Consider the following 16034-nt stretch of genomic DNA (forward strand, 5'->3'; position numbering starts at 1 on the left):
CCTTGCCCATGCTGACCGTCCACACCGTCGCCGACCTGCGCGCCGCGCTCGAGCCGCACCCTGATCGGACTCTAGTGCCCACCATGGGCAACCTCCACGCCGGTCATCTGGGCCTGATCGCCCGCGCGCGGCAGGAAAACGTCCCGGTGGTGGCGAGCATTTTCGTCAACCGCCTGCAGTTCGGGCCGAACGAAGACTTCGACCGCTACCCGCGCACCCTTGCGCACGACGCGGCGCTGCTGGCCGACGCCGGCTGCGACCTGCTGTTCGCCCCTGACGAAGCCGAGATGTACCCGCAGCCGCAGACCTTCCGCGTGTTGCCCGATCCGGCCATCGCCGACATTCTCGACGGCGCCGCCCGCCCCGGTCATTTCGAAGGCGTGGCCACCGTGGTGATGAAGCTGTTCCAGATGGTGCAGCCGCGCCATGCCGTGTTCGGCAAAAAGGACTATCAGCAGTTGCTTCTCATCCGTCGCATGGTCGAGCAGTTCGCCCTGCCCATCACCATCATCGGCCTCGACACGGTGCGTGCCGACGACGGACTGGCGCTGTCTTCGCGCAACGGCTACCTCACGGCTGAAGAACGCGCGCAGGCACCGCAACTCCAGGCCGCGCTGCGCGCCCTGGCCGAAGACGCCCGCAGCGCGACCGCCCCCGAGCAGATTCACCTGCTCGAACAACAGGCCATGACCCGCCTCGACCATCTCGGCTGGACGCCCGATTACCTCACCCTGCGCCGCCGCGCCGACCTGCAGCCGCCTACCGCGCAAGACCTGCACCGCGGCACGCCCTGCGTCGCGCTGGCCGCCGCCCGCCTGGGCCGCACCCGGCTGATCGACAACCTGGAGTGCTGAACGCCCCCCGGCAACCTTGAGACGGCGCCCTCAAGCCCGGTATCCGGGATCGGTGCGTTCGAGCTTGCGCAGCAGCGCAGGCCAGACAAAGGCGCCGCCCATGCCACCGGTCTGCACCCGCATGGCCTCCGCCACGCCGCTGAGAATCTGCGGATGCACCTGGCGCAGCCCTTCCACCCCCTGCTGACCCGCCAGCGCGGCGATCTGGATCTGACAGGCGCTCTCCAGCACATACATGCCCAGAAAGGCATCGGCGATGCTAGCGCCCACGGTCAGCAGGCCGTGATTGCGCAGAATGAGGAAGTTGGCGTCCCCCAGATCATCCTGCAGACGCGGCTTTTCGTCGGAACGGAACGCCACGCCCTCATAGTCGTGATAAGCCACCGATGCCAGCACGAAAGTGCTCTGCTGACTGATGGGCAACACGCCGTGCTCCTGCGCGCTCACCGCCACACCGGCGCGGGTATGGGTATGCAGCACGCAGACCGCATCCGGCCGCGCCTCGTGCACCGCACTGTGGATGACAAAGCCCGCCGGATTGACGAGATAAGGGCTCTCGCTCAACTTGTTGCACTCGGCGTCCACCTTCACCAGACTCGACGCCGTGATCTCCTCGAACATCAGGCCATAGGGATTGATGAGAAATTGGTGGTCGCCACCGGTCAGCGAAAGCGGCAGCTTGGCGCTGATGTGAGTGAACACCAGATCGCTCCAGCCGTGCAAGGCCACCAGCCGATAACAAGCCGCCAGATCGCAGCGCAGCGACCATTCCTGCGGGTCCACCGCGTGTTCCAGGTTCGGTATGTTCATGTTTGTCTCCTTCGTTTTTATGGAAGCTGATTTTCGGCCCATTTGCGCGCCTTGTCAGCGAACAAGGCGCTGGCCGCGCGAACAAGGGACAATCACCTTTTCATCACCCCTTCACTGACGCCCCTCCTCCAAGCGCTGACCCACGCGTTGACCCACCATGCCCCAAAGTGATGTTCTGATCCTCGGCGCCGGTCTGGCCGGCCTGTCCACCGCACTGCATCTTGCCGAGCGCCTCAAGGTGACGGTGCTGGCCAAGCGCACGCTTGACGTCTCGTCCAGCCAATGGGCGCAGGGCGGCATTGCCGCGGTGCTGGCCGAGGGCGACAGCTTCGAGGAGCACGTGCACGACACCCTGGTCGCCGGTGCGATGCTGGGCGATCTGCCGGCCACGCGCTTTGTCATCGAGCACGGGCCGGACGCCATTGCCTGGCTGCGCGAACAAGGCGTGCCCTTCGACACCGAAGGCGCCGCGCTGCACCTCACCCGCGAGGGCGGCCACAGCCAACGCCGCATTGCCCATGTGGTGGACGCCACGGGCGCGGCCATCCAGACCACGCTGCTCGCCCGCGCCAAGGCCCATCCCAACATCACCCTGCTGGAAAACCATGTCGCCGTCGATCTCATCACCGACCGTCATGTGGACGGCAAGGCCAGCCCGCGCTGCTGGGGCGCCTACGCCCTCGACACCGCCAGTGGCCGGGTCGAGACCTTCGCCGCAGCGCACACCGTGCTGGCCACCGGCGGCGCCGGCAAGGTGTATCGCTACACCACCAACCCCGACACCGCCAGCGGCGACGGCCTGGCGATGGCCTGGCGCGCAGGCTGCCGCGTGGCGAATATGGAGTTCATCCAGTTCCACCCCACCTGCCTGTATCACCCCAAAGCCAAGAGCTTCCTCATCACCGAAGCGGTGCGCGGTGAAGGCGGCAAACTCGTGTTGCCCGACGGCGCCCGATTCATGCCCGCGCACGACCCGCGCGCCGAACTGGCCCCGCGCGACGTGGTGGCCCGCGCCATCGACTTCGAGATGAAAAAGCGCGGCCTCGACTGCGTCTATCTCGACATCACTCACAAGGGCGAAGCCTTCATCCGCCAGCACTTCCCCACCATTCACGCCCGCCTGCTCGAACTCGGCATCGACATGGCGCGCGAGCCCATACCTGTGGTGCCCGCAGTGCATTTCACCTGCGGCGGCGTGCTCACCGACCTGTCGGGCCGCACCGACCTGCCCGGCCTCTACGCAGCGGGCGAAGTCGCCTACACCGGCCTGCACGGCGCCAACAGGCTGGCGAGCAACTCCCTGCTGGAATGCGCGGTGTTCGGCAAGGCCGCCGCGCTCGCCATCCAGGAAGCCGCGCCTCCCGCCGTGCCCACGCCCCGCCGCTGGGACGAAAGCCGCGTGAGCGACGCCGACGAACTCGTGGTCATCAGCCACAACTGGGACGAACTGCGCCGGATGATGTGGAACTACGTTGGCATCGTGCGCACCGACAAGCGGCTGGAGCGCGCCGCCCACCGCATCGCCCTGCTGCAAGCCGAGGTGGACGAGTTCTACGCCAACTTCCGCGTCACCCGCGATCTGCTGGAGCTGCGCAATCTGCTGCAAGTCGCCGCTCTCATCGTGCGCTCGGCGCAGTTGCGGCACGAAAGCCGCGGCCTGCATTACAGCCTCGACTGGCCGCAGACCGCCGCGCCCGCCGCACCCACCATTCTCGTGCCCTGACTGCCCATGCCCACACCGCACGCCCTCCCCGATCTCGCCCTGGTCAGCGCCTTGCTGCGCAACGCCGCACGCGCAGAAATTCTGCCCCGTGCGCAGTCGCCCGACCCACGCCTGAAGGCCGACGGCACCTGGGTCACCGACGCCGATCTGGCCATGCAAACCCGAGTGCAGCACGAACTCGCCGCCCTCTGGCCGCACATTCCCTTGCTGGGCGAAGAAATGACCGCCGAAGCGCAACAGCAACACATGGCGAAAGAAGCCGCCTCGCCAGACGGCCCCGGCCTCTGGGTGCTCGACCCGCTTGACGGCACCAGCAACTTCTCCGCCGGCCTGCCGGTGTTCGGCCCCTCGCTGGCGTGGATACAGGGCGGCCGGGTTCGGCTGGGCGTCGTCGTCGATGTGATGCGCGACGAAGTCTTCAGCGCCGCCCTGGGCGCCGGCGCATTTCTCAACGGCCAGCCCTTGCGCGTACCCGCCACACAAGTGCCGCTATCCAAGACCATCGCCTGCATCGACTTCAAGCGGCTTTCAGCCCCGCTGGCCACGCAGTTGGCGATGCGCCCACCCTACAGCTCGCAACGCTCCATCGGCTCAGTAGCGCTCGACTGGTGCTGGGTGGCCGCAGGCCGCTTCCACCTCTACCTGCACGGCAGCCAGGGCCTGTGGGACTACGCCGCAGGCAGCCTCATCCTCAGCGAAGCTGGCGGTCATGGGCAAACTTTGGTGGGCGAAGCCGTGTTCAACAACACCCTCGAAAAACGCTCGGCCGTATGCGCGGGAGATGCGGGGTTGTTTGCGCAATGGACGCAGTGGTTGGCTGCGAACGGCGGCGCGCTCGACTGAGCGCCCAACCGCCCGAGCTGCGGGCAAGTCTTGGCACTACCGCGGGCGGACGCTTTGCTTGAAACCCTGTTGCTTGCCCATTGAAATTCGTCTTTACTGTAGCTACAGTAAAGCATGCGTATCGAGTTCGACCCAGCCAAGGATCTCTCGAACCAAGCCAAGCACGGCGTGTCGTTGGCTTTTGCCGGTGAACTCGACTGGGAAGCTGCGTTGGTGTGGATCGATGCGCGGTTTGACTACGGCGAGACGCGAATGATCGCCCTCGCCCCAAAAACCGGCACCCTCTACTACGTGGCATTTATCGATCGCGACAACACGCGAAGGATCATCAGCCTTCGCCGCGCCAATCGACGTGAGGTCAAACACTATGTCCAAAACTTCTAATCGCCCCATCGTTCGTATACCGACGACCGAAGAGGACAAAGCCATCACTGCGACCGCTCGAAGCGACCCCGATGCTCAACCGCTCACTCCCAAGCAACTCAAGGCCATGGTTCCCCTAGCCTCGGTTCGTAGCCGCCCCAAGTCCGCAAACAAGAAGTTGCTCGTGTCGGTGCGCTACAGCCCCGAGGTCATCACCTATTTCAAATCCACCGGCGAAGGTTGGCAGTCCTTGATGGACAGCGTTCTCCGCAAATACGTCGCACGTCATTCTCGCGGTGCGTAAGCTGTCTGGATTATGGTGCTCCTCGTTAACAAGCAACCAGTTATGGATGCAACCGCTAGACCTGACGCCAATCATATGACCCCAGCTGTGCAAACATGCGTGACCCCTAACCATGCGCCGTATGCAGCCATTCGTGTAATCTTCTGTAATGACACTCAACACTGATAATAGTAGGCAATTTTCTAACTTGGAACGGCAGGTATTGAGAATGAACGTGGCTCTGATTGATGGGATTCGTGATGTTCTATCTACAGGATGGGTGGGAAATTTTATTGGGATCGCAGGAGCAATATTGGCTATATATTTTTATTATTTATCCCGCAAAAGATCCATTATTGCATTTCAGGAAATGCATGAGAAATTATTAGGCGGAATGCTCCCAAAGGCGATTACTATATTCTACGATGGGAATAAAATTCCAAAGCTTTCTCGTTATACGGCGATTATTTGGAATGCTGGGGAAAATACAATAAATGGCAGCGACATAGTTTCATCCAATCCAGTTCGAGTCAAGCTGAAAGATAAATCCCTTAAAATACTAGACAGCAGGATAATTGAAACGACGAGAGATTTTTTGGGCATAAAATGCATATACCCATCACAGGATGATATTGCAGCAGAATTATATTTTGATTATCTTGACGCAAAGGATGGATTTACATTAGAGATTCTTCATACAGGTGACCCAAATTCTGTAGAACTATGTGGCTCCATAAAAGGCATCCCAAATGGATTGACGAATTATGGCTTATTGCCAGCATCTGCAGCGGCCAAAAAATCAAATAGAATGCACCTTAAAAGTGGATTTTTTATTTCCAAATCATTCTCAGGTTGGATAGTTTTTATTGGCGGCATCGTGTTTTTTGTGGGCAATTTATTCTTTCCACTGCACTTTCGGAGTGGATTTTATTTTAATAACAAGCCTATAGATTACTTATACACATATCTAGGGGCTATCTATATAATTATAGGACTCAGGCTTATTTTGCGCGTAAGGCGTCGATTTCCAAATACTTTAAAATTCCATAAACTTGAAGATCGCTGGTGAAATCGATGAACGCGCGTACGAGTTACGGGGGTCACGCGCTCGACGCACGCGTACGCGTAACGGGGGTCAGGTAACGGGGGTCTAACTTCGTAGCGCCCGATCCATCACTCGCCCCGCCTTCACCGCCCCAACGCCGCGCCGAAGACTTTGCCCAGCAGCTTGCTGCCGGTGCCCACGGGGTCGGTGCGGATGGCTTTTTCTTGCTCGCCGATGGCTTGGTACAGGCGCTTGAGCGCCTCTTGGGTGACGTACTGCTGAATGCTGGCCTGATCGGCCTTGACGAGGCCGAACTGCGCGGCCTGCCCGGCGAAGCGGTTGTAGGTCTGGGCGAGGCCGACCTTGTCGGTGGCCTGGGTGACGATGGGCAGGAATTTTTGCGTCAGGGGTGCTTCGGTCTTGCGTTTGAAGTAATCGGTCGCGGCCTCGTCGCCCCCGGTGAGAATGCCTTTGGCGTCTTGCACTGACATGCTTTTCACCGCATCTACCAGCAAGGTTTTGGCTTCGGGCACGGCGGCTTCGGCGGCGCGGTTGATGGCCAGATCGAGCTGGTCGGCCTGAGCGCCCATGCCGGCCATGCGCATCAGGCCGCTGGCCTTCTCGATGGCGGGCGGAAGGGGAATGCGCCACTTGGCGTTGCCATAGAAGCCGTTTTCGCGGCCCAGCTCTTTCACTGCGATGTCTGCGCCGCGCGACAGTGCGGTCTTCAGTCCCTGATCGACTTCGCCGTTGCTCAGCGCCGCCACTGCGGCATTCACCGCGCCCGAAGACGCCCCGCTGCCCTGCCCGGCCGAGTTCGGTTGGGCGGCTTGCTGCGCAGGCGCTTGCGCCGTGCCCAGCGCGCCGCTGAGCTGGTTGGTCAGGTTGCCGAGATCGAAGGCCATTGCGGGCAGTGGCGCGGCGAGCGCCAGCACGACGGCAAGGGCAAGAGGCAAAGCCAGGGGACGTGTTTTCATCGAATTCTCCGAGGGTCAGCGTTGTGGATCTGGGGTGGCGCGCAGCACTTCGTCGAGCGTGGTGACGCCTTCGGCCACCTTGATGGCGCCAGCCAGGCGCAGCGGCTTCATGCCGTCTTTGATGGCTTGCGCCCGCAGAGGCGCGAGTTCGGGGCTGCGCACCAGCAACGCCCGCAGCGCCTCGCTGCAACTCAGCAGCTCATACAGGCCGATGCGGCCGAGATAGCCGGTGTTGCGGCATTCCACGCAGCCCACGGGTTTGTAGGGGCGCACCTCCGATTGCGTTTTCCACGGCGCCACGGCCGCGCGAAAGGCCTCTTGGTCGAAGGCGTCGTCGGGCTGCTTGCAATGCGGGCAGAGGGTGCGCACCAGACGCTGCGCGAGCACGCCGAGCAAGGTGGCACTAGCGAGGTAGGACGGCACGCCGAGTTCGAGCAGGCGGGTGATGCTCGACGGTGCGTCGTTGGTGTGCAGGGTGGACAGCACCAGATGCCCGGTGAGCGCGGCCTGCACCGCCATGTCGGCGGTCTCGCGGTCGCGGATTTCGCCGACCATGATGATGTCGGGATCTTGCCGCATCAGCGCGCGCAGGCCTTCGGCAAAGCTGAGGTCGATGGCGGGCTGCACCTGCATCTGGTTGAACGCGGGCTCGACCATCTCGATCGGGTCTTCCACGGTGCAGACGTTCACCTCCTCGGTGGCTAGGCGCTTGAGGGTGGAATACAACGTGGTGGTCTTGCCGCTGCCCGTGGGCCCGGTGACGAGGATGACACCGTTGGGCTGATGGGTCAGGCGCTGCCAGTCGCGCGCTTCGTGCGCCGGAAAGCCGAGTGCGGGCATGTCGCGCACAACCACGTCGGGATCGAAGATGCGCATCACGAGTTTTTCGCCAAACGCAGTGGGCATGGTGGCCAGGCGCAGCTCCACCTCGTCGCCCGAAGGCCGACGGGTCTTGATGCGGCCATCTTGCGGGCGGCGCTTTTCGACCACGTCCATGCGGCCGAGCAGCTTGACCCGGCTGGTCATCGCGCCCATCACCGAACCGGGCACCTGATAAACCGTGTGCAGCACGCCGTCGATGCGAAAACGGATGACTCCCATGTCGCGCCGCGGCTCGAGGTGGATGTCGGAGGCGCGCTGCTCGAAGGCGTATTGCCACAGCCAATCGACCACCTGCACCACGCCGGCGTCGTTGGCGTCGAGCGTCTTGCCGCTGCGGCCCAGTTCCACCAACTGCTCGAACTGGTTGACCCCGCCGGTGCTGCCGTTTTTCTGCGCATGTTTGACCGAGCGCGCGAGGTTGAAAAACTCCACCGTGTAGCGGGTGATGTCGGCCGGGCTGGCGACCTGCAGCTCGATGGGGCGGCGCAGCATGCGCTCCATCTCGGGCACCCAGCCGCGGTCGAAGGGCTCGCAGGTGGCGATGGTGACCGCCTCGGTCGAGGCCGCCACGGGCAGAATGCGGTGGCGCTCGGCGTAGCTGGTGGACATGAGATCGCCGATCTTGCTGATCTCGACCTTCAGCGGATCGACGCGCAAATAGGGCAGATTGGCACGCTGCGCCAGCCATTCGGTCAACACATCCAGATCGAGCGTGCGGCCATCGCTCAGACGCTTGAGCCCGGCCAGCGCCACGCGCTGCAGCGCATGCAGCTTGCCGCTGGCGTGAGCGCAGCGCTCCCAGCCGTAGCGGCCCGCAGCCGCGTCAATCAGGCCGTCTGCCTCCAGCCACTGCAGCAGTTCGCGCCAATCGAGCCGACCCTGCGCCGCAGGCGGCGCACCCGGTGCAGATCGCGCCTTGGGCGGGGCGGAAGGGTCGGCCGAGCGAGTGGGGGGGCGGGAAACGTCCATAAAAACCGAGTGTAGGACAGCCCCTTGTGACGCCGTGTTAACGCGCCGGATGCAGGCGCTTGAGCAAGCGCGCCCAGCGCCGCGCCGGCAGGCCGCCGGTGCGCTGCGCCACGGCATCGGCGCGCTCCAGCAACTGCGCGCGCGTCGGCAGCGGGCTCTGCGTGGCGTCGCGCAGGGCGATGGCGATGAGGTTACCGTCGCGGTTGGGCGGTAGCTGCCACACGCTGTCGCCCGGCTGGTTGAACGCCGCGACGATGCGCTGCAGATTGCGCTCCAGCACGCGCACATGACCCGGCCCGCTGAACAGATTGACCACCATCACCCCCTGCTCGCCCAGCAGTTGGCGGCATGCGGCGTAAAACTCGGCAGACTCCAGCGCGGGGGCCGCGGCTTGCTCGTCGTACATATCCACATGCAACACCGCCGCACTGCCCGCATAGGCGGGGTCGGCCGCATACGCGCCGGCATCCGCGCACAGCACTTGCAACTTGCCGCCAGGCTCTGGCAGCGCAAACCAGCGATGCGCGGCCAGAATGACGCCCGGGTTCAGCTCCACCGCCACGCAGGGCAGCCGCAAGCGCTTGAGCATGAATTTGGTGATCGCCGCGGCGCCCAGGCCCAACTGCACCGCCGTGCCGCCGCGCCAGGCTTTGTCGGGCAACAGCAGCATCCAGGCCATCATGCGCTGCACATACTCCAGTTCGAGATCGTTGGGACGGGCGATGCGCATGCTGCCCTGGATCCAGGGCGTGCCCAGATGCAAATGGCGCACGCCGTCCTCTTCGGAAAGGGTGGGTTGGGGCAAGGTGGGTTTACGGGCCATATCAAATGAGTTTTGCAGCGATGAATGCCTCCCGCCAGGCGGCACGCTTGCGCTCCAGACTCCAGCTCGCATTCGCCGGGCTGGTGGAGGGCAGACGGCGCACCTCGGGGCCGAGGCTGCGGGTGATGCGCATGGCGCGGGCCGATTCGCCCCCGTTGTGCGCGATGAGTTGCAGCGCAGGCAGCCGCGCGACGAGGGCAGGAAGATCATTGGGCAGCGCATCCGCAATGGCGCTGTCCAGACTGCCCTGGCGGCGGCAGTGGGCGTACACATCCCAGATGCCCAGCCCGCGCGCGCACACCGCCTCGATGCGCTGCGCGTAGGGCCGCTGCATCAGATCCAGCCCGAACAAATCGCCCACGATGGGCCAGAACTGATTGCGCGGATGCGCGTAATACTGCTGCGCCTGCAACGAGGCGACGCTCGGGAAGCTGCCCAGCACCAGCAGGCGGCAATCGCCCCGCACCGCAGGCGCCAGCCCCCGCAGCATCGGCGCGGAAGGTGCAACAGGAGCAAGGGCGGAAGCGAACGAACGAGCCATACCGTCATTGTCGCCGCTGCCGCCATGGCCGCGGCCAAGCACCTGCCTATAATCGCCAACCTTGTCGCGTCGCGGGTGTAGTTCAATGGCAGAACGGCAGCTTCCCAAGCTGCATACGAGGGTTCGATTCCCTTCACCCGCTCCAAATCATCTCCGGCCTGAGCCGGATTTTTTTCGCCATGACGGCTGACCCTAACCCCGCAACAGACGACGCCGACACGCTCCGGCAACGCGGCATCCGCAGCTTTGTACTGCGCGCCGGGCGCACCACCGAGGCGCAGACGCGCGCGCTGGCGGAACTGGGGCCGCGCTGGATCGTGCCTTATGCCGACGCCGTCACCGATTGGTCCGCCGTGTTCGGCCGCGCCGCGCCGCGGGTGCTTGAAATCGGCTTCGGCATGGGCGACGCCACGGCGCAGATCGCCGCAGCAAAGCCCGAGATAGATTTCATCGGCGTGGAAGTGCACCCACCCGGCGTGGGCGCGCTACTGCAGCGCATCGACGCCGCCAAGCTCGCCAATTTGCGCATCGTGCAGCACGACGCGGTGCAGGTGCTGCGGCACATGATCGCGCCGCACAGCCTGGACGGACTGCACATCTACTTTCCCGATCCGTGGCCGAAAAAGCGGCATCACAAGCGGCGCCTGATCCAGCCGGAATTCGTGCGGCTGGCCATCAGCCGTCTGCGCCCGGGCGGCTATCTGCACTGCGCCACCGACTGGCAGCCCTACGCCGAGCACATGCTGGAGGTGTTGCGCGCCGAGCCGGGACTTGTCAACACGGCCGCCGATTACGCCCCGCGCCCGGACTGGCGCCCGGTGAGCAAATTCGAGCGCCGCGGCCTCAATCTCGGCCACGGCGTCTGGGATCTGGTGTTCACCACCCGGTGAATCCGTCGAACTTCATCCAGACCAGTTCACCCAGCCGCCCCAGGCGGTGACCAGCACCAGCGCGCCGAATACCACCCGGTACCAGGCGAAGGGCACGAAGCTGTGCCCGCCCACATAGCGCAGCAACCAGCGCACCACCATCAGCGCCGAGACAAATGCCACCGCCATGCCGAGGCCGAAGGTGGGCACATCGCTCAGGCTGAGCAAGGCGCGATTTTTGTAAAGCTCGTACACCGTGGCGGCCAGCAGGGTGGGAATGGCGAGGAAGAAGGAGAACTCGGTGGCAGCCGCGCGGCTGAGGCCGAACAACATGCCACCAATAATCGAAGCACCCGAGCGGCTGGTGCCGGGAATGAGCGCAAACGCCTGGGCGATGCCGACCTTGACCGCATCGATGGCACGCATGTCGTCCACATGGTGAATGCGCACATGCTGCGCCGACCGCTTCTGCCAGGCTTCTGCCCAGAAGATCACCAAGGCGCCAACGATAAAAGCCAGCGCCACCGGCACGGGTGCGAACAGCCAGCGTTTGATGGCGCTGGCAAACAGCAAGCCCAGAATGGCCGCCGGGATGAAGCCGATGAGCACATTGATGGCAAAGCGCCAGGCGGTGTTGCGGCGCGCGGGTTCGTCGGCGGTCAGTCCGGTGAGCACTTCGCCGATGCGCATGCGGTAATGCCACATCACCGCCAGAATGGCGCCGCTTTGAATCGCGATTTCGAACACCTTGGCCTTGTCGCTCACCCAGCCCAGCAAGCTGGCGGCGAGAATGAGGTGGCCGGTAGAGGAAATCGGCAGAAATTCGGTCATGCCCTCGACCAAGCCGAGAATCACCACCACGATGGCGGAATGCGCGTCCATGCTGACCCTTATGACAAAAGGTTGCGATTATCCGCAAACTTTGCGTCAAAAAGGCTCACACCAGGCTGCTCAGCCCCCCATACACCCCTAAACCAGCGGTCAGCACCACCACGGCGACGACCACCCAGAAGTACGCGCCGCGCAGGCGATGCTCTGGGGGCAGTGCCTTGGCAGCCAGCGCGACCAAAAACCCCAGCACCAGCGGCAGCATCAAGGCGTTCATCACTTCCACCCCGATGGACAGAGCGACCAGATCGGGCACGAAAGCCACCACCAGCGCCCCGCCAATCACCCCCGCGCTGAACACGGTGTAGAACCACGGCGCTTGCCTCGGATGCAGTTCCAGCGAGTGCTTGTAGCCGGTGACTTCGCCAAACCCCCAAGCCGCCGCCAGCGCCACCACGATGGCGGCCACCATGGCCGCGCCCAGAATGCCCAGGCCAAAGACGGTGCGCCCTAGCGTCTCGCCCAGCGTCGGGGCGAGCGCCTGCGCTATTTGCCCCACGGTGTTAAGCGGCGCGGTGCTGTGCCCGCTCCAAAGCACCGCAGCGGTCACCATGAGCACCGCCGCCATGATGAGCTGGGTGAGCGCGGCGCCCACCGCCGTGTCCCAGCGGGCGGCGGCGTACTGCTCCGGCTTGAGCCCTTTGTCGGCCACGGCGGACTGTTGATAGAACACCATCCACGGCATGATGACCGCGCCGATATTGGCCGCCACCAGATACCAATACGCCGGATGCTGCACCGGCACATGGCCCAGCCCCTGCAACACCTGCGCGCCATCGATCGGCGCGCGAAACGCCACCCAGACGAACACCAGCTCGAACAGCCCAAGCGCGATGGCGATGCGCTCCACCCGGCGGTAAGACCCCGTCCACACCACCGCCAGCAGAAATATCGCCGCCAGACCAAGGCTCCAGCCGCGCGGCACGCCGAACAGCGCCCCCACTCCGGCGACCCCCGAAAACTCGGTGATGATGGCCCCGACCGAAGCCACCGCCAAGCCCGCCACCGATACCCAGGCCCAGCGCGCACCGAAGGTCTCGCGAATCAGCTCGCCATGCCCCTTGCCGGTGAAAATGCCCAGCCGCACCGTGAGCTCCTGCACCACATACAAAATGGGAATGAGTACCAGCTGCAAGCTGAGCAACTGGTAGCCCCACTGCGCCCCGCTTTGCGCCGCAGTGATCACGCTGCCGACGTCAGTATCGGCCAGCATGACCACCAGCCCCGGGCCGAGCACGGCCAGAAAAATGGCCAGTCGGGACAGCGCCCGGGGGCCGGGCTGTGGCAGGGTGGAACTTGCGGACATGGCATTTGCCTCTCATCTGCCCACGCGGGAGCGAAGGCTTATGCTGCAAATGCTATTTACTTTTATTTGTAATTCAATCGCATTTACTCCTGCTCACACTTCTTTCGTTCTTCGCCAACCATCAAATCAGCTTCCACAGCAATAGCGCATTCAGTGCGATGATCAGCGCCGTCACCGCCCACCCAACCCAGCGCACCGTCGGCCGATTGACCAATTCGCCCATCAAACCCCGGTTGGAGGTGAACAGCAGCAAGGGCACGAGTGCGAAGGGAATGCCGAACGACAGCACCACCTGCGAAAACACCAGCGTGCGCGTCGGATCGATGCCCAACATCACCACCCCGACAGCCGGCAAGCTGGTGACCAGACGGCGCACCCACAGCGGCACGGTGAAACCCACCAGCCCCTGCATCACCACCTGCCCCGCCATCGTGCCCACCACACTGCTCGAAATGCCGCTGGCCAGCAGCGCCAGGGCGAACACCGTGGCCGCGCCCGCGCCGAGAATGGGCGTGAGGGTGCGATAGGCCTCGCTCAGATCATTGGCCGCGAGGCCCTGCTGGTGAAAGGTGGCCGCAGCCACCGCCAGCATGGCCATATTGATCAGACCGGCCAGCCCCATCGCCAGCATCACGTCCTTCCAGGCGAAGCGCATCAGCAGTGCCCTGCGCTGAACCGGCACCTGAATGCGCCGCTGTGTCAGGCTGGAATGCAGATAGATGACATGCGGCATGACGGTGGCGCCCAGAATGCCCACCGCCAGATACACCGCATCGGAGCTGCCGCCGAAACTCGGCCTCAGCGTGCCTTGGAGGATGGGAAGCAAAGCAGGATGGCTCAGCGCCAGTTGCAGGCCGTAGCCAAGCGCAATCACTCCCACCAGCGCGGCCACCACCAGTTCCAGCGGACGAAAACCCTTGCGCTCCAGCGTCAGAATGCTCATCACCACGACAAACGCCGCCAGCACCGAAGCCCCCATGGGCAGGCCGAACAGCAGATGCAGCGCCAGCGCCGCGCCGAGAAACTCCGCCAGATCGGTCATCATCGCCACGATCTCGGCCTGCACCCAGTAAAACCACACCAGCTTGCGCGGAAAACGCTCGCGGATGAGTTCGGGCAAATTGCGTCCGGTGGCGATGCCCAGCTTGGCCGACAGACCCTGCACCAGAATCGCCGCCAGATTGGCCCAGAGCACCACCCACAGCAGGGTGTAGCCATGCTGCGCGCCCGCCTGAATGTTGGTGGCGAAGTTGCCCGGATCGACATACGCCACCGAGGCCACCACCGCCGGGCCAATAAAAGGCAAGATTCGCCGCAGCCCCTGCACGCCTTTTGGGTCGCCGCTCAGGGCGATATGCGCGGCCTGAGCGGTACGTTGATCGAGTGTGGAGGCATACGACATGACCTTCTCCGTGCTGAACGTCTTGTCGATAATTTATGTCAATTACGATAAATTTCTAATTGGATTTGAATATGGCGGTCTTAGCGCGGAACAATGCGGCAACCGGCGCGAAATTTGCTCTTCGGCAGACACCGCACCGCCCGCCGGTTTTGCATCACAAATTAAACTGTGGCACTTTCACCCTGCGTTGCGGAGAACCCATGAGCATCGAGCAAGCCCGTTTCAACATGATCGAGCAGCAGATTCGTCCCTGGAATGTGCTGGACGCCGGCATCCTCGAACTGCTGGGCAGCGTGCGCCGCGAAGACTTCGTGCCCGCGGCCTATCGCGGTCTGGCCTTCATGGACACCGAAATTCCCCTGCCCTGCGGCCAGAACATGCTCGCCCCCAAGGTAGAGGCGCGCATCCTGCAAGAACTCGCGGTGCGCAAGGATGAATGGGTGCTTGAAATCGGCGCGGGCAGCGGCTTCATGGCCGCCCTGCTCGGCCACCGCGCCGCTGCGGTGCAGACCCTGGAAATTCATGAAGAACTGGTGACCATGGCGCGCGCCAACCTGCAGCGCGCCGGCATGAACAACGTCACCGTCGAGCAGGCCGATGGCGCGCATTACGCGAAAAGCGCCGAATTCGATGTGATCGTGCTCTCCGGCTCGGTCGCGCAAATTCCGCAAGACCTGCTGCAACGCCTCAAACCGGGCGGGCGGCTGGCGGCCATCGTCGGCGACGAACCCGTGATGCGCGCGCAGATCGTCACCCGCGCCACCGCCACCGACTTCCGCACCCGCGATCTGTTCGATACCGTGGCCACGCGGCTGGAGCATTTCCCCGAGCCCTCGCGCTTCCAATTCTGAACCGAGAGGGTGTGAATGACTCCGCCATGCCCGCTCATCGCGCCCAAAGCGTCCCACTCGGCGTTGCAAATGCGCGCCGTGCCTACGGGCACGGCTGTGCTTTGCGCCTTGATTGGAACCCTCTGGGTGCACTGCTCTGTCACGCCGGACTCATTCACACCCTCTGACAAAACAAGGACTCCCTGATGATCAAGCAACTCAGCGTGCGCGAACTGGCCGACAAGATCGAAGCCGCCACCGCCCCCATCACCGACTGGCAATTCCTCGACGTGCGCGAGCCCTGGGAATTTCAGATGGCAGCGATCAAGCATCCGCACTGCCCCGTGACCCACATACCCATGAGCATCGTGCCCCTGCGGCAAAACGAGCTCGATCAGAGCAAGCCGCTGGTCGTCATCTGCCGTAGCGGCAACCGCAGCATGATGATCGCCCGCTTTCTGGAGCAAAACGGCTTCGGCGAGTTGTACAACCTCAACGGCGGCATGACCGCCTGGCAGGCCGCCGCGCTGCCGCTCACCCGCCAGCCCACGCCCGCGCCGACGCCCAGCACGTTCACCCCGCAACTCGACGACGCCCTGCTCGCCACCCGACCCGAAGTGGCGCAC

Annotated in this window: 17 protein-coding genes and 1 tRNA gene; 10 read left to right on the forward strand and 8 right to left on the reverse strand. The window is 63.7% G+C overall.

The features are described from left to right. Positions 1-8: 8 nt before the first annotated feature. On the forward strand, positions 9-854 hold the full coding sequence (panC, locus tag ABT24_RS06150; RefSeq protein WP_276727438.1) for a pantoate--beta-alanine ligase: 846 nt from the start codon (positions 9-11) through the stop codon (positions 852-854). A 30-nt stretch (positions 855-884) separates the two neighbouring features. Here the strand turns inward: panC and ABT24_RS06155 are convergent, their stop codons facing one another. Beyond that, positions 885-1664 (reverse strand): class II aldolase/adducin family protein, encoded by a 780-nt coding sequence (locus tag ABT24_RS06155; RefSeq protein ID WP_276727441.1) that lies wholly within the window; start codon positions 1662-1664, stop codon positions 885-887. 157 nt (positions 1665-1821) lie between these two features. On the opposite strand from ABT24_RS06155, the gene nadB reads away from it, so the two are divergent. From nadB to ABT24_RS06180, 5 genes are all read left to right on the forward strand, one after another. Beyond that, a complete protein-coding gene (gene nadB / locus ABT24_RS06160) occupies positions 1822-3387 on the forward strand; it encodes an L-aspartate oxidase (protein ID WP_276727445.1) in 1566 nt (521 codons plus the stop codon). Between the two features lie 6 nt (positions 3388-3393). Next, entirely contained in the window at positions 3394-4230 is an 837-nt protein-coding gene (locus ABT24_RS06165) for an inositol monophosphatase family protein (RefSeq protein ID WP_276727448.1), read from the forward strand. A 114-nt stretch (positions 4231-4344) separates the two neighbouring features. Further along, positions 4345-4614, forward strand: coding sequence for a BrnT family toxin (locus tag ABT24_RS06170; RefSeq protein WP_013105254.1), 270 nt, complete (start codon positions 4345-4347; stop codon positions 4612-4614). Then, complete coding sequence (locus ABT24_RS06175; protein WP_276727451.1) at positions 4598-4897, forward strand: BrnA antitoxin family protein; 300 nt, start codon at positions 4598-4600, stop codon at positions 4895-4897. The genes ABT24_RS06170 and ABT24_RS06175 overlap by 17 nt, the downstream gene beginning before the upstream one ends. Positions 4898-5045: 148 nt before the next feature. Next, positions 5046-5945, forward strand: coding sequence for a hypothetical protein (locus tag ABT24_RS06180; RefSeq protein WP_286737525.1), 900 nt, complete (start codon positions 5046-5048; stop codon positions 5943-5945). 119 nt (positions 5946-6064) lie between these two features. Here the strand turns inward: ABT24_RS06180 and ABT24_RS06185 are convergent, their stop codons facing one another. Genes ABT24_RS06185 through ABT24_RS06200 form a run of 4 tightly spaced genes read right to left on the reverse strand, consistent with a single transcriptional unit; the run spans position 6065 to position 10113 of the window. After that, positions 6065-6898: a DUF4197 domain-containing protein gene (locus ABT24_RS06185; RefSeq protein WP_276727458.1), complete on the reverse strand. Its 834-nt coding sequence runs from the start codon at positions 6896-6898 to the stop codon at positions 6065-6067. A gap of 15 nt (positions 6899-6913) precedes the next feature. Further along, on the reverse strand, positions 6914-8749 hold the full coding sequence (gene tfpB / locus ABT24_RS06190; protein WP_276727461.1) for a type IV pilus assembly ATPase TfpB: 1836 nt from the start codon (positions 8747-8749) through the stop codon (positions 6914-6916). Positions 8750-8786: 37 nt separating this feature from the next. Then, a complete protein-coding gene (locus ABT24_RS06195; RefSeq protein WP_276708442.1) occupies positions 8787-9572 on the reverse strand; it encodes a class I SAM-dependent methyltransferase in 786 nt (261 codons plus the stop codon). A gap of 1 nt (position 9573) precedes the next feature. After that, positions 9574-10113, reverse strand: a complete 540-nt coding sequence (locus ABT24_RS06200) for a DNA-deoxyinosine glycosylase (protein WP_276727464.1) — start codon at positions 10111-10113, stop codon at positions 9574-9576. A gap of 71 nt (positions 10114-10184) precedes the next feature. On the opposite strand from ABT24_RS06200, the gene ABT24_RS06205 reads away from it, so the two are divergent. Together ABT24_RS06205 and trmB are read left to right on the forward strand one after the other, a co-directional pair. Continuing rightward, a tRNA-Gly gene (locus tag ABT24_RS06205) sits at positions 10185-10258 on the forward strand. Between the two features lie 34 nt (positions 10259-10292). Further along, the gene (gene trmB, locus ABT24_RS06210) at positions 10293-11003 is read left to right on the forward strand and encodes a tRNA (guanosine(46)-N7)-methyltransferase TrmB (protein WP_276727467.1); all 711 of its coding nucleotides are present in this window, start codon (positions 10293-10295) and stop codon (positions 11001-11003) included. A 12-nt stretch (positions 11004-11015) separates the two neighbouring features. Here the strand turns inward: trmB and ABT24_RS06215 are convergent, their stop codons facing one another. The 3 genes from ABT24_RS06215 to ABT24_RS06225 form a co-directional block, all read right to left on the reverse strand. After that, a complete protein-coding gene (locus tag ABT24_RS06215) occupies positions 11016-11864 on the reverse strand; it encodes an undecaprenyl-diphosphate phosphatase (RefSeq protein WP_276727470.1) in 849 nt (282 codons plus the stop codon). A 55-nt stretch (positions 11865-11919) separates the two neighbouring features. Beyond that, on the reverse strand, positions 11920-13176 hold the full coding sequence (locus ABT24_RS06220) for an NRAMP family divalent metal transporter (protein ID WP_276727474.1): 1257 nt from the start codon (positions 13174-13176) through the stop codon (positions 11920-11922). A 121-nt stretch (positions 13177-13297) separates the two neighbouring features. Continuing rightward, on the reverse strand, positions 13298-14578 hold the full coding sequence (locus ABT24_RS06225; RefSeq protein ID WP_276727477.1) for an Nramp family divalent metal transporter: 1281 nt from the start codon (positions 14576-14578) through the stop codon (positions 13298-13300). A 200-nt stretch (positions 14579-14778) separates the two neighbouring features. Between ABT24_RS06225 and ABT24_RS06230 the strand changes: the two genes are divergently transcribed. Both ABT24_RS06230 and ABT24_RS06235 read left to right on the forward strand, forming a co-directional pair. Continuing rightward, on the forward strand, positions 14779-15429 hold the full coding sequence (locus ABT24_RS06230) for a protein-L-isoaspartate O-methyltransferase family protein (protein ID WP_013105242.1): 651 nt from the start codon (positions 14779-14781) through the stop codon (positions 15427-15429). Between the two features lie 185 nt (positions 15430-15614). Further along, positions 15615-16034 (forward strand): rhodanese-like domain-containing protein (locus tag ABT24_RS06235; protein WP_286737526.1); only part of this gene is annotated, 420 nt, incomplete at its 3' end.

It is taken from the genome of Thiomonas sp. SCN 64-16, assembly GCF_001725585.1.
GTDB classification, from domain to species: Bacteria; Pseudomonadota; Gammaproteobacteria; order Burkholderiales; family Burkholderiaceae_C; genus Thiomonas; species Thiomonas arsenitoxydans.

Coding starts and splice junctions, on each gene's coding strand:
- panC (WP_276727438.1), top strand. CDS start 9: ATGCTGACCGTCCACACCGTCGCCGACCTGCGCGCCGCGCTCGAGCCG.
- ABT24_RS06155 (WP_276727441.1), bottom strand. CDS start 1,664: ATGAACATACCGAACCTGGAACACGCGGTGGACCCGCAGGAATGGTCG.
- nadB (WP_276727445.1), top strand. CDS start 1,822: ATGCCCCAAAGTGATGTTCTGATCCTCGGCGCCGGTCTGGCCGGCCTG.
- ABT24_RS06165 (WP_276727448.1), top strand. CDS start 3,394: ATGCCCACACCGCACGCCCTCCCCGATCTCGCCCTGGTCAGCGCCTTG.
- ABT24_RS06170 (WP_013105254.1), top strand. CDS start 4,345: ATGCGTATCGAGTTCGACCCAGCCAAGGATCTCTCGAACCAAGCCAAG.
- ABT24_RS06175 (WP_276727451.1), top strand. CDS start 4,598: ATGTCCAAAACTTCTAATCGCCCCATCGTTCGTATACCGACGACCGAA.
- ABT24_RS06180 (WP_286737525.1), top strand. CDS start 5,046: ATGACACTCAACACTGATAATAGTAGGCAATTTTCTAACTTGGAACGG.
- ABT24_RS06185 (WP_276727458.1), bottom strand. CDS start 6,898: ATGAAAACACGTCCCCTGGCTTTGCCTCTTGCCCTTGCCGTCGTGCTG.
- tfpB (WP_276727461.1), bottom strand. CDS start 8,749: ATGGACGTTTCCCGCCCCCCCACTCGCTCGGCCGACCCTTCCGCCCCG.
- ABT24_RS06195 (WP_276708442.1), bottom strand. CDS start 9,572: ATGGCCCGTAAACCCACCTTGCCCCAACCCACCCTTTCCGAAGAGGAC.
- ABT24_RS06200 (WP_276727464.1), bottom strand. CDS start 10,113: ATGGCTCGTTCGTTCGCTTCCGCCCTTGCTCCTGTTGCACCTTCCGCG.
- trmB (WP_276727467.1), top strand. CDS start 10,293: ATGACGGCTGACCCTAACCCCGCAACAGACGACGCCGACACGCTCCGG.
- ABT24_RS06215 (WP_276727470.1), bottom strand. CDS start 11,864: ATGGACGCGCATTCCGCCATCGTGGTGGTGATTCTCGGCTTGGTCGAG.
- ABT24_RS06220 (WP_276727474.1), bottom strand. CDS start 13,176: ATGTCCGCAAGTTCCACCCTGCCACAGCCCGGCCCCCGGGCGCTGTCC.
- ABT24_RS06225 (WP_276727477.1), bottom strand. CDS start 14,578: ATGTCGTATGCCTCCACACTCGATCAACGTACCGCTCAGGCCGCGCAT.
- ABT24_RS06230 (WP_013105242.1), top strand. CDS start 14,779: ATGAGCATCGAGCAAGCCCGTTTCAACATGATCGAGCAGCAGATTCGT.